Genomic DNA, 13,129 nt, shown 5'->3' on the forward strand with positions numbered 1-13,129 from the left:
TAATTCTTTTAATATCCATGAACTGAGTAATCCTGCTTCTTAAGTAGGAAATAGGTGGGCTAATCAGGGTAGCACATAACGGTAGGACGGTTATTCGAAAGTATCTTTTTTAGTCGTGTTTAAATGAATAGAGGAAGGATGGTAGGACGGTGAACTTGATGCGAAGGCACCGTTAGGTGTCTTTTTCTTATGTCGTATTTATTAGGGAAAAAGATGTTTTGAGTCCGTATATACGGTTATCCTAATTAAACGGAATAAAATTCGAAAGGAATGGATTGAATATGGTAGCAGAAAGTAAAAAGATTGCAATGGCAGCTCTTCGGATGTCCATGACAGAAAGTCGTGAAGAAGAAGCACATCTAAAGGACGGATTTGGGCGTCATGGAATCCATACAGTTGCAGTGGATTATGGCGGGGAATACATTTCCTCCGTGAGAAAAGTCATTGAACGTGCGGTCGTCGCCGCTAAGCGTGAAGGGGTAATCAAAGAAACCCACGGAGATGAAGGTGCTGTGGCTGGAGCGACACGTGAGGCTTTAAGTCAGATTATGCCAAAGGCAATGGGTTTAAATATCGGTGGAAAGATTGGGATTGCTCGCAGGGATGAACACTTAAGTGTCGCTGTCTTTTTCGGAGTTGGCTTATTGCATCTGGATGAGGTCGCAGTGGGCCTAGGTCACCGAGTAGCTCCCAAAGAATTCAAGGAGTGATAGAGGATGAGAGGAGTTCGTGGTGCGATTACGGTTGAGGAAAATAGTGCAGAAAAGATCAGGAACGCGACTCAGGAACTTTTAAGTGAGATACTAGAAAAAAATTCTCTATCCACAGAGGATATCGTCAGTGCTTTTTTTACAGTCACCCCTGATTTGGACGCTGATTTCCCTGCTTCAAGTGCGCGGAAGATGGGATGGGATCTCGTTCCAATGCTCGACTCCTACGAAATAGCAGTTCCAGGAGCACTCCCTCATTGTATTCGGGTTTTGCTCCATGTTGAGACTCCGCTTTCCCAAAAGGAGATTCGACATATTTATTTGCGCGAAGCTGGAAAATTGCGAAAAGACCTCGCACACCTTCCAGAGATTTAAAGTGATTTACATTCCTCAAGATTAGGCCTAAAATACAACTTAAAGTCATTTTCTGAGAACACTAGGATTGAGGTGCTAAGTTCTCGGAAAGTTACTGAAGAAAAATAGTTTTGAGGAAGGAGGATGTTTGGTGAACTTAATTGCTCGAAGTAAGGAAAAAGGTTCAAAAAGAACAATAGTTCAAGTGGGGGATGTTAGTATCGGCGGACCTCAGCTTGTTATGATAGCTGGACCCTGTGCCATTGAAGGTTTTGATCAGTTTTTGAATACTGCAGAAGAAGTAAAACGTCAAGGCGCTAAAATTCTTCGTGGAGGAGCCTATAAGCCCAGAACGTCGCCTTATGCCTTTCGCGGAAAGGGTGAGGATGGCTTAGAAATTTTATCTGAAGTTAAGAAGATAACTGGCTTACCCGTTGTCACCGAGGTTATGGATGCTCGCGACTTAGATAAAATCGTTGATGTTACAGACATGTTGCAGATTGGTTCGAGAAACATGCAGAATTTCACGCTTCTCAGTGAAGTCGGAAAAACTCGTATACCAGTACTCCTGAAGCGAGGTTTAGCTGCAACATTGGAAGAGTGGCTCCTGGCTGCCGAGTATATACTTACTGAAGGTAATGCAAATGTCGTCTTATGTGAACGCGGGATTCGCACTTTTGAGACTTACACCCGTAATACAGTCGATATTACTGCAATTCCCGCGATGAAAGAATTGTCTCATTTACCTATTCTTCTCGATCCGAGTCATGGAACTGGGAAATGGTCTCTTGTTCACCCAGTTGCACTAGCGGGAGTTGCCGCTGGTGCTGATGGGATTATGGTCGAGGTTCATCCTAACCCAGAAGAGGCTATGAGTGATGGGGCTCAGTCATTGAATTTTGAACATTTCGCTGACCTTATGAGGGATATTAAGCCAATAGCGCTTGCTGTCGGAAGAACGGTTTATCCCACTTCTGCACCGAGTCAAAAGCAATCGAGGATGTAGGCCCCTTTCGGGATGTAGTACAGTAAACTTTCGCTAACATAAAAAGTGAAGCGAATACAAATATAAGTAGGATGGTAGTAAGGAGTTGGGATCATGATTATTGTTTTGAAACGTGGATCCAGTGAAGCACAAGTGCAGGAGATTAGTGATTGGTTAATTCAGGAAGAGTTTAAGGTGCACCTGTCACAGGGCGTGGAGAAGACCTTGATTGGTGCCATTGGTGATCGGTCAAGGCTTGAGGCTCTTGATCTCGAGGCATTGCCTTGTGTAGAGAAGGTTGTTCCGATTCTTGCTCCCTATAAACTCGTGAGTCGGGAGTTCCAAAGTGGGAACTCCATTATTCGCGTCGGAGAGCATGAGATCGGTGGAGAAGAAATTCATATCATGGCAGGACCGTGTAGTGTAGAGAGTCGATCTCAGATTCTCGAAACGGCACACGCCGTAAAAGAAGCTGGAGCTACTTTTTTAAGGGGCGGAGCTTTCAAACCCCGCACCTCACCCTATGCCTTTCAGGGCTTAGAGGAAGAAGGTCTAAAGCTTTTAGCTGAAGCTCGGGAACAAACCGGATTATATGTTATTACAGAAGTGGTAGATGTGCGCGACGTAGAGCTCGTTGCCCATTATACGGATATCCTTCAGATTGGCGCACGGAACATGCAGAATTTCTTCTTGCTTAAGGAAGTGGCGAAGACCAATAAGCCAATTATGTTAAAAAGAGGTCCCTCAGCAACCCTAGAAGAGTGGATGATGGCGGCAGAATATATCATGGATGGTGGAAACTATCAAGTTATTTTCTGTGAGCGGGGAATTCGCACCTTCGAAAATTATACCAGAAATACCCTTGACTTAAGTATGGTGCCTGCGCTTAAGTCTCTCTCTCATCTGCCGGTCATAGTTGACCCTAGTCATGGGACAGGACGCTGGAATCTCGTTCCCTCAATGGCCAAGGCTGCAGTAGCTGCTGGAGCGGATGGACTCATCATTGAGGTTCATCCGCGTCCAGAAAAGGCAGTATCCGACGGGAAACAGTCTTTAACGATTCCCAACTTCCAAGCCATGATGAAGGAATTGGAGAAGTTGTCGATCGTACTTGGACGCCCTTTGAAGGGAGCACGACAATAATGGGGAAAGATTTCGAGGTCGCACTTTCTCCGGGATGGAGGGGATCAAGAACTCCTCAGGCTTGCATCATAGGATTAGGGCTAATTGGAGGTTCCTGGGCGGGGGCTTTGGCACGTCTCGGCTGGAAGGTATGTGCTGTGGATAGTGATGAACGAAGTCTCGGTGCTGCGAAATCAATAGGGTGGATTAAAGAGGGCTGGACTGAGATTCCTGAAAAAGTAGATTTTGATTTAATGATCTTGGCTTTGCCTATTTCTTCCTTGTCAGATTGCTTTTCTCAGATTGTAGGACGCGTTCAGCCTGGGGCAGTAATCACAGATGTGGGGAGTATAAAAAAAGAAATATGTGAGTTATCGAAAGACCTTCAAGATGTATATTTTATCGGCGGACATCCTATGACAGGATCGGAAAGGAATGGCTTTTCCGCCGCTCATCCGGACCTATTTAAGGGGTATCCCTATGTCATCACTCCACAAACCCACTGTCCAGAAGAAGTTATAAACCTCTTTTCTGAATTGCTTCAAAGTCTTGGAGCAACGGTAATTTATAGGGATCATGAGGTTCATGATCGTGAGGTCGCAATGGTGAGTCATGTCCCCCATCTCTTGGCACTCGCCTTGGCATTATCTGCTTCAGAGGGCTTTCCAGAAGGAAAACCGCTTGAGCTTGCTGGCCGAAGTTTCAGAGAATTTACACGGCTAGTGGATAGCTCCCCGGAAATGTGGCGTGATATTCTGATCCGAAATGCGCCTGCAATTTTAAGTTCCTTAGATATTTGGGAAGAGAAGATTCAGGAAATTCGGTGCAAGATTCGAAATTTTGATGGTGAAGGTATCATAAACGTATTCGAGAGGGCTCAACAGGCAAGAGGCCGAGTTTTGAATCGGAGGTTAGCAGATGAATAAAGAAAATCAGGGGGTCTTTATCAAACCGGCAAAACGGATTCAGGGAGAAATCGAGGTCCCCGGAGATAAGTCGATATCCCACCGAGCAGCTTTGTTTGGCGGTATGGCTCAGGGTAAAACACATATCACTAATTTTCTTCCCGGACAAGATTGTTTGAGTACCTTAACATGCTTAGGGAGCTTGGGCGTTGAATGGGAACGTCAAGGTACAGAGGTCTGGATCAAGGGACAGGGATTTCGGAGTTGGGAAGAACCTTCAGATGTATTGGATGTAGGAAATTCTGGAACCACCATTCGATTGTTTCTAGGTGTGCTAGCGGGAAGTCCTTTTAGCACGACTTTAACAGGTGATGCGTCAATTCGCTCTAGGCCGATGCGTCGAGTAACTGCTCCTTTACATGAGATGGGAGCTAGGATTCTGGGTCGGCAGGGGGGAAGTTATGCTCCTCTGACGATTCAAGGAGGCGGACTAGCAGGAATCGAATTTCATTCCCCCGTGGCCTCTGCTCAAGTAAAGTCTGCCGTCCTACTCGCCGGGCTCCGGGCACAAGGAGAAACGATGGTAACAGAGCCGCACCTGTCAAGGGATCATACGGAACGTATGTTGCGTGGTTTTGGTGTTCAAGTTTCCAGCGCAGGAAGGACAGTTCGTGTAACGGGGGGAGCTAATCTAACAGGTCAAGAGGTGTCAGTACCGGGAGATATTTCTTCGGCGGCCTTCTTTCTTGTCTTGGGAAGCTTAATCTCTCAAGGTGAGATTCTTATCCGAAATGTCGGGATCAATCCAACGAGGACTGGGATCTTAGATGCCCTTTTGGAGATGGGGGCAGACATCCAGGTCGAAGAGAGGACTGAAGTGTGCGGGGAGCCCCGAGCGAATCTCAGAGTTCGACCGACAAACCTACATGGAATAGAAGTTAAAGGGGAGATCATCCCGCGCTTGATTGATGAAATTCCAATTCTAGCTGTGGCCGCAAGCTTAGCAGAAGGTGAAACCATCATTCGCGATGCCTCAGAACTTCGGGTTAAAGAAACCGATCGGATTTGTAATGTGGTCGAGGGTCTTCGCGGTATGGGTGCTAACATAGAAGAACTTCCAGATGGGTTGCGTATTCAAGGAAGACCATCACTTCCAGGTGGAGTGGCAAGAAGTCATGGAGATCATCGTTTAGCGATGGCCTGGTCTGTCGCAGGCTTGTTATCTGAGGATGGAGTAAGCGTCGAGGGAATGGAAGCTGCAGCAGTCTCCTTCCCAAACTTCTTGATGATGTTAACAGACCTAATAAAGAATTAAATGAATTTGATTTTTGCATAGGCCACTGCCTATGTTTTTTTTTGCACATGGAAGGATTTGAAAAAAATCTGTCGAATTGTCTATTCAGAAAAATCAAAATATGAAGAATATTGATATCGTTTTTTATTCCATTTTTTCAAATAACCCAAGCAGTCAGGTTCTAAATTATTGCTTCAGTGGAGTAAGAATAATCAGAGTATTCCTAAAGAAACATAAAATATATAAAGTTTTAATTATTTAGAAATCTTTTTGAAAGAAGGAAGGATTTTTCTCGGAAGTGTCGAATTTATAAAATACTAGCAAAGCTTAATATTCTGAATATTAGAAAGCTAGTAACTTTTCTGGTCTTACCAGTGGATAACCTGTATGGTCAGCTACTACTATAAACTGACCGTACCGTATTGAGAGGGGGAATGTTTAAACAGAAAAGGATCAATCGTAGTTATTCTTTTTTACTATCCGGTAGTCCCTTATACATCACTGCTAGGCATAGAAGATGAGGGGAATTTTGAGAGGGGGATTAAAAGTACATGCCAATTAAGTACATGCAAAATTATGATCCGATGGGTAATGTAGTTTTATCAACATTCATGGCTGCGTTGCCAATTCTTGTTTTACTCTATTTACTCGCACTTCATCCACATAAGGATAAACATGGCAATAAGCATATGGGTATTTTCGCTCCTTATGCAGCGGTCACCGCAGCAATTGTAGCTATTCTAGTTGCTATATTCATGATGAAGATGCCAGTTCCTTCCGCTCTAGCTGCTTTTGGTTATGGAGCGCTTAGCGGTTTATTCCCAATCGGTTGGATTATCTTCGGCGCTATTTTCCTTTATAATACAACGTTAATCACAGGTAAATTCGAAATTCTTAAGAACTCAGTTGCTTCTCTCTCTCCAGACCGCCGTTTACAGGCACTGCTTATCGCCTTCAGCTTTGGAGCCTTCATTGAAGGAGCTTCTGGTTTTGGAACTCCAGTTGCGGTGTCTGGTGCTATCATGGTGGGCTTGGGCTTCCGCCCGATGACTGCTGCTGTTATCTGCTTGATTGCGAATACTGCTCCAGTTGCTTGGGGAGCAATCGGTACTCCGATTCTTACCTTAGGTCAAGTTTCAGGAATTCCTGCTGAGCTTATCAGTATGCAAGCAGGTCGTCAACTTCCGTTCTTCTCTCTCATCGTTCCTTTCTGGCTCGTTGCGACCCTAGTCTTCATGGATAAAGGATCCTGGAAGGATGTCTGGGAAGTATGGCCTGCAACTTTAGTTTCGGGTGCTTCCTTCGCTATCACTCAGTTTGCAATGTCTCAAGCTGGAAACGTTATGCTCGTAGATATCGGTTCAGGTATCGTGAGTATGGCTGCGACCGCCCTCTTCTTAAAAGTCTGGAAGCCGAAAAACATCATGGGTCACGACGATTCTCATGATAACAAAGTGGGTGCGGCTACTCAGCTTAATAAGAAGAAACCTATCGAACTTCCCAAATATACAATGGGACAATTGATTCAAGCTTGGCTTCCATGGGCTTTCCTTGCTATCGCTGTATTCCTCTGGGGTATGAAGGATGTTAAGGCTTTCTTGAATGGCATCTTTAATCCACAATTCCCAGTTCCGTACCTGAATAAATTGGTATTCCATATGCCTCCTGTCGGTTCAGGAACATCCCCGATGGCTGCAGTTTATGGCTTTAACATCTTGACAATGGCTGGTACTGGGATTCTGTTAGCGGCTGTTATCTCTGGAATTTTTGTCTTAAGGCTTTCTGCTGCTCAGTGGAAACAAGCGTTCCATATGACTGTCACTCGGTTGGTAGTGCCCCTCACTGTTATTTGCAGCGTTTTAGGATTAGGGTACTTGACCCGTTACGCTGGAACAGATGCTATCCTTGGCTTGGCCTTCACTAAGACTGGTTCGGCCTATCCGTTCTTCGCCTCCATGCTTGGTTGGTTAGGGGTATTCCTAACAGGTAGTGATACATCTTCCAATGCTATGTTTGGTGGTCTACAAAAAATTACGGCTGACCAACTTGGTTTGAACCCGGTTCTCATCGTTACTGCGAACAGTACCGGTGGTGTTATGGGTAAGATGATCGATGCTCAAAGTATCGTAGTTGCGACGGTTGCTTGTTATGAAAACCATAACGAAGGTATGGCTGCAGTAGGACCAATCTTCCGTGCGGTTATCTGGCACAGCTTGGCCTTAGCCATCTTGCTCAGCGGACTTGTCTGGGCTCAGGCTTACATCTTCCCATGGATGCAGGTTCATATGTAAGAAAAATTCAGATCTTCAAAAGGTTACTCCTGGAACGAGGAGTAACCTTTTTTTATTTTTTTAGCTGAGATGACCAGTGCTTTCTAACGAAATGTTTCCGTGTTCGTGTGGGTGGGATAGCGTATCGCAGCATCAAGGTAGACATATTCGGAATCTTGTTCCTGCCTTACCATCCCAACAATTCCTTGATCATGACATTCATTTAAGTAATTTTGAATAAAATATTGGTAGGCCCTTTCGTTCCACGGATCTGTGAACTCATCAACACTTTGAAGATAGGATTCTATAGGAACACGCAAACGGCGATGATAAACCTGTAACGTTGTTATCTCAGGAGTATGTTCTTCTCGTATCGAATCCATAACATTCATTATTTTGACCTCCCGTACATGATAGTTTAGAATTATCCTTAAAGACTCCAGATGGAGTAAAGGGATTATATGAAATAAGTTGCTTTATAGTATTTACATTGCTGTCGTAATTAAGCTAATATTCTTAGTAAGACCTAAGACGAGTGCATAGTATCAGATGGGGTTAGGTGGATTAGGAGTGAATGAATATCGAGAATGATCAAGACCAAAGCAATAGGATTCAAGAGAGTATGAATCAAGGCGTTAAAAATCAAGAAGAAACGAATCAAGAAGATTTTGCTCAAAGCCGAGAACCGCGTAGAAAATTGTCCTGGGTCGATTTAGTCTTTGCACTTCTGGGGATTGCAATACTTTATGTTAGTCTAGGATTTGCTACAGCCTGGGTCGCAGGTTGGTGGCCTTATGAAAGAGTACTTCTCTATGTTAATGGATTTATGACTCAAGGACTCTTTCTTCTTCTTATTTGGTCATTAACCCGCATCCGCGGGTGGAAGTGGACCGACTTTGGGTGGAGTTCGCTCGAAGGAAGAAAATATTTAGGTAGTGTAGTCACTTTTTATCTACTCACTTGGATTATTAATATTTTATATGGTGCCTATCTTCTTCAAAAAGGCTTTACGCCGCCAGAAACGGATGTTTACACCCAGTTATTAGGTAACGTAACCTTGTTTACTTTTATTTTGAATCTCCTCCTCGCAGGTATCATAGCCCCGATCATGGAAGAAACTCTTTTTCGAGGGATAATATTTGGAAGCTTGCAAACGTATCTCGGAAAATGGACAGCCGCAGTAGTAAGTGCCGCCATTTTCTCAGGCTTACATTTTCAAGCGTATGGCTTTCTTCCACGGTTTGTCTTAGGAATGGTACTTGCCTATCTTTACATGAAGCATAAATCGATATATCCCTCGATGGCTATGCATGCTTTGAATAATATTGTGGCCCTATGCCTCGTAGCCTTTGTCAGAGGACTTTAAACAAATAAACTGATGATGCTGCGTCCGGCATAAAAGGTCTACCCTAAAAGCATAAAAGATAAAGCTTAAATGTCTGTGAGAAGTAAAACTCTCCCAGACATTTTTTCGTGTATAAATCTTCCTTTTAAACTAGACAATAATAAGGCTGAAAAGCTTGGAGAATAGAAGGTGAGAGTAAAATGCCCAAGTCGGATTCATATTACCAGTGGGCGAGTAGTAGGGGGATCTCCCGAAGAAACTTTCTGAAATTCTGTACTTTGATGGGGGCAATGTTAGGTTTGGATGCCGGAGAAATTCCTAAAATCGTCCAAGCCTTGGAAACTAAGCCACGAATGCCTGTCATCTATCTTAATCTTCAGGAATGTACCTGCTGTGGAGAGTCCTTCATACGTTCAGCCCATCCGTTGATTTCAGATTTAATTCTTAATATGATTTCTTTGGATTACATGGAGGTTCTACAAGCAGCCGCAGGGGAACAAGCTGAAGCTTCGCGCCTGAAGACTATGAAGGATTTTCATGGACAATACCTTCTCGTCGTTGAAGGAAGCGCTACCATAGGTGATGGTGGGGTGTACTGTACCCTTGGTGGAAAAACAACTTCAAGTATCTTAGCCGAAACAGCTGAGGGTGCTGTCGCTGTGGTGGCATATGGCTCTTGTGCTACAAATGCGTGTGTACAAGGGGCTTATCCCAATCCCACCGAAGCGGTACCGATACGGCGTGTTATTAAGAATCGGCCTGTTATTGATGTTCCGGGTTGTCCGCCGATAGCTGAAGTAATTACGGGAACGATTGTTCATTATTTGACCTATGGGAAAATTCCTGAGCTTACGAATCAAGGACGGCCAAAAGCCTTTTATCAACATCGTGTCCACGATAATTGTAATCGGAGAGCCTTTTTCGATTCGGGGCAATTTGTGGAGGTCTTTGATGATGCAGGCGCGAAGCAAGGGTGGTGTCTCTATAAAATGGGGTGCAAAGGCCCTACGACTTATAATGCTTGTGCCATTACTCAATGGAATGAAGGGTTAAGCTATCCCATTAAATCAGGACATCCCTGTATTGGTTGTTCAGAAAATAACTTTTATGATAATACTCCCTTCTATACACATCTGGCAGAAATACCGAATAACGCCATTGGTAAAGATGCTGACCAAATTGGGCTAGCGGCGTTAGCTGTGGCAGGAGTTGGAGTAGCTGCCCATGGAACAGCGACACTGCTTACGAAGGCCAAGGAAAAAGAAGAGAAGAGGAAGAAATAAAATGGCGACGAGAATTGTTGTTGATCCCGTTACTCGGATTGAAGGACATCTTCGAATCGAGGCTGTGGTTGATGGGAATAAGATTACGGATGCAGTAAGTTCTGGGACCGTATTCCGAGGAATCGAAAAGATTGTTGAAAATCGTGACCCGCGAGATGTTTGGGCCTTTGTTCAGCGTATCTGTGGGGTATGTACCCATATTCATGCTATAGCATCGATTCGATCTGTCGAGGATGCGCTTGATATCCGAATTCCTAAGAATGCAAATTATATTCGTAATATCATGACTCTAAGTCAATTCGTCCATGACCATGTTGTGCACTTTTATCACCTGCATGGCTTTGATTGGATCGACGTGGTAAATGCCTTGAAAGCTGATCCCGTACAAACGAGTGCTTTAGCACGCTCAATCTCGAATTGGCCGATGTCCTCTGAAGGGTATTTCCGAGATGTACAAACGAAAGTGAAGACACTTGTCGAAAGCGGCCAGTTAGGAATTTTTGCTAACGCCTACTGGGGGCATCCTGCTTATCGCTTGCCACCTGAAGCCAATTTACTCGGAGTAGCTCATTATCTAGAAGCGCTTAACTGGCAAAAAGAAATCGTTAAGATCCATACGATATTTGGCGGAAAAAATCCACATCCAAATTACCTGGTCGGTGGAATGGCCAGCACCATTAATATCAATGATAATAGTGTTATTAATATGGAACGCTTAAACTTAGTAAAATCCAAAATCGATGAGGCTGTTACCTTTGTCGATCAGGTGCTTATCCCAGATATTATTGCGATTGCGAGCTTCTATAAAAAAGACCTCTTTGGTGGGGGGGTACGGAACTACCTGTGCTTTGGTGGTTTGCCTTTAACAGATATTCGAGAAAAGGACAGTTTCTTATTTCCTGCTGGCGTTGTATTAGATAGAGATCTAAGCAAGGTCTATGATGTGGATCTTAAAGATCCAGAGCATATTCAGGAGTTTGTGTCGCATTCTTGGTATAAATATGATGATCCTCATGCCGGGCTTCATCCTTGGCAAGGGCAGACCGATCCGTCTTATGATGGTCCGAAGCCTCCCTATCAGAATTTGGATGAGAGTAAAGGGTACAGTTGGATAAAGACTCCTCGTTGGAAAGGACACGAAATGGAGGTCGGTCCATTAGCCCGTGTCGTTGTGGGTTATGCCCGAGGGGATAAGAACATTAAAATGTTAGTCGATGATGCTTTGAAACGCTTGGATCTTCCCATTACTGCACTCTATTCAACACTAGGGAGGACTTTAGCTAGAGCCCTAGAGACCAAATACTGCGCCAATCAGCTGTCGGGCTTCTATAACGATTTAGTAGCTAATATCAAGGCAGGGGATAGCCAAACGTTTAACGGAGAGAAATGGGATCCCCCAAAATGGCCAACTGAAGCCCAAGGCGTTGGTTTCTGTGAAGCACCGCGTGGAGCCTTGGGGCATTGGATCAGGATTAAGAATGGAAAAGTAAGCGCGTATCAAGCAGTTGTTCCCACGACTTGGAATGCCTCCCCACGAGATGGGAAGGGGAAAAAGGGAGCGTACGAGGCGTCTCTGCTAGATACTCCGATGGCGGTTGAAGGGCAACCTCTTGAACTGTTACGGACGATTCATTCTTTTGATCCGTGTTTGGCCTGTTCGACCCATTTAATTAATCCAGATGGGGATTCATTATCCCAGGTAAGAATTCTCTAAGGAGGGAAACTCATGGAAGGAGCTAGGAAGGGTAGCGGGCACCACTCCGGACGTGAACTTGTTTATGTTTGGGAATTGCCGGTGCGAGTATTTCATTGGATTAATGCACTTGCCATTGTTGTTTTGTTCATTACCGGGATGTATATAGGAAATCCGTTTAGCATAGGGCAAGGGGAAGCTGTCCAAGGATTTTTCATGGGGAAGATGCGGTATTGGCATAGTATTTTCGCCTTTTTATTTAGCATTAATCTTTTTGTGAGATTATATTGGTTTTGGAAAGGGAATGATTATTCGAAGCTGAAATTCTGGAGAAAAAATTTTTGGCAGGATTTCGTTGCCACACTTAAGTATTATTCTTTTATCACTAGAGAGCATACAGTTCATGTTGGACACAATGCCTTAGCTCAATTCATGTATTTATTTTTCGTATGGCTTGCAGGCGGATTCATGATAATTAGCGGTTTCGCCATGCGAGGAGGAAATAATCCCGAGGGAATATGGCAGACTCTTTTCGGTTGGGTGGTCCCTGGCTTAGGTGGAGAATATCAGGTGAGAAATCTTCACCATTTATTTGCCTGGGGGTTTGCAGTTTTTTTATTAGGGCATCTCTATATGGTAATCCGCCAGGATATTCTCGATGATGATGGGACAGTATCCTCAATTATCAACGGATATAAGACTGAGCTCACTCGAGAACCAGAGAATAATCCAGAGGGGGTATAACTATGAACGAAGAAATTGGGATTCTAGCTCTAGATCAATTGGTTGATCAGGGGGAAGGACAAGGAATCTTAGATGAATTGCGTCAGGTTATTCCTCCTTCGGTCGAAGTACTTGGGCATCAATCGACAGCTTTTGGACTCTTGGACTTTATTGAACAGCACAAGCATTTAATTGTTTTGGATAGGGATTCGAGTACTTATGGAAAAGGCACGACACTCGGAGAAGTGGAGTATTGGGGACAATTAACGGGTGGAATGCCAGAAGATATCGTTGTAATTGGGGGGGATTCAGTTCAGGAGTCAATCGTCCCTATCTTGGAATGCATAGACCGTTGGAATAGTGTGGAAAGTTGAGTTAAACATCAAATGGTTGAAGAATCGGTAGAGTAATAGATTGTTTGAGTTTGGGACATCATGGTATAATT

The 13,129-nt window shown here is 44.1% G+C and carries 13 protein-coding genes; 12 read left to right on the plus strand and 1 reads right to left on the minus strand.

Annotation, left to right across the window (positions count from 1 at the left end):
• The first annotated feature begins 281 nt into the window (after positions 1–281).
• The 7 genes from ACZ42W_RS08860 (at position 282) to ACZ42W_RS08890 (ending at position 7,661) form a co-directional block, all read left to right on the plus strand.
• Entirely contained in the window at positions 282–710 is a 429-nt protein-coding gene (locus ACZ42W_RS08860) for a HutP family protein (protein WP_464170052.1), read from the plus strand.
• A gap of 6 nt (positions 711–716) precedes the next feature.
• A complete protein-coding gene (gene aroH / locus ACZ42W_RS08865) occupies positions 717–1,085 on the plus strand; it encodes a chorismate mutase (RefSeq protein ID WP_464170054.1) in 369 nt (122 codons plus the stop codon).
• 130 nt (positions 1,086–1,215) lie between these two features.
• Positions 1,216–2,070, plus strand: coding sequence for a 3-deoxy-7-phosphoheptulonate synthase (gene aroF / locus ACZ42W_RS08870; RefSeq protein ID WP_464170056.1), 855 nt, complete (start codon positions 1,216–1,218; stop codon positions 2,068–2,070).
• 93 nt (positions 2,071–2,163) lie between these two features.
• Positions 2,164–3,192, plus strand: coding sequence for a 3-deoxy-7-phosphoheptulonate synthase (gene aroF, locus ACZ42W_RS08875; protein ID WP_464170058.1), 1,029 nt, complete (start codon positions 2,164–2,166; stop codon positions 3,190–3,192).
• The gene (locus ACZ42W_RS08880; protein ID WP_464170059.1) at positions 3,192–4,097 is read left to right on the plus strand and encodes a prephenate dehydrogenase; all 906 of its coding nucleotides are present in this window, start codon (positions 3,192–3,194) and stop codon (positions 4,095–4,097) included. Before aroF (ACZ42W_RS08875) ends, ACZ42W_RS08880 begins: the two co-directional genes overlap by 1 nt.
• On the plus strand, positions 4,090–5,391 hold the full coding sequence (gene aroA / locus ACZ42W_RS08885; protein WP_464170060.1) for a 3-phosphoshikimate 1-carboxyvinyltransferase: 1,302 nt from the start codon (positions 4,090–4,092) through the stop codon (positions 5,389–5,391). The genes ACZ42W_RS08880 and aroA overlap by 8 nt, the downstream gene beginning before the upstream one ends.
• 530 nt (positions 5,392–5,921) lie before the next feature.
• Complete coding sequence (locus ACZ42W_RS08890; protein WP_464170062.1) at positions 5,922–7,661, plus strand: L-lactate permease; 1,740 nt, start codon at positions 5,922–5,924, stop codon at positions 7,659–7,661.
• A gap of 83 nt (positions 7,662–7,744) precedes the next feature.
• Here the strand turns inward: ACZ42W_RS08890 and ACZ42W_RS08895 are convergent, their stop codons facing one another.
• A complete protein-coding gene (locus ACZ42W_RS08895; RefSeq protein WP_464170063.1) occupies positions 7,745–8,032 on the minus strand; it encodes a hypothetical protein in 288 nt (95 codons plus the stop codon).
• Between the two features lie 182 nt (positions 8,033–8,214).
• Between ACZ42W_RS08895 and ACZ42W_RS08900 the strand changes: the two genes are divergently transcribed.
• From ACZ42W_RS08900 to ACZ42W_RS08920, 5 genes are all read left to right on the plus strand, one after another.
• Positions 8,215–9,006, plus strand: a complete 792-nt coding sequence (locus tag ACZ42W_RS08900; RefSeq protein WP_464170065.1) for a lysostaphin resistance A-like protein — start codon at positions 8,215–8,217, stop codon at positions 9,004–9,006.
• Between the two features lie 179 nt (positions 9,007–9,185).
• Positions 9,186–10,268: a hydrogenase small subunit gene (locus ACZ42W_RS08905; protein ID WP_464170067.1), complete on the plus strand. Its 1,083-nt coding sequence runs from the start codon at positions 9,186–9,188 to the stop codon at positions 10,266–10,268.
• Position 10,269: 1 nt separating this feature from the next.
• Positions 10,270–11,982 (plus strand): nickel-dependent hydrogenase large subunit, encoded by a 1,713-nt coding sequence (locus ACZ42W_RS08910; RefSeq protein ID WP_464170069.1) that lies wholly within the window; start codon positions 10,270–10,272, stop codon positions 11,980–11,982.
• A 12-nt stretch (positions 11,983–11,994) separates the two neighbouring features.
• On the plus strand, positions 11,995–12,705 hold the full coding sequence (gene cybH, locus ACZ42W_RS08915; RefSeq protein ID WP_464170071.1) for a Ni/Fe-hydrogenase, b-type cytochrome subunit: 711 nt from the start codon (positions 11,995–11,997) through the stop codon (positions 12,703–12,705).
• Between the two features lie 2 nt (positions 12,706–12,707).
• Positions 12,708–13,058 carry a hypothetical protein gene (locus ACZ42W_RS08920; protein ID WP_464170073.1) on the plus strand — a complete coding sequence of 117 codons (351 nt, stop codon included), beginning with the start codon at positions 12,708–12,710 and terminating at the stop codon, positions 13,056–13,058.
• Positions 13,059–13,129 lie beyond the last annotated feature (71 nt).

Source organism: Desulfitobacterium elongatum, assembly GCF_055378975.1.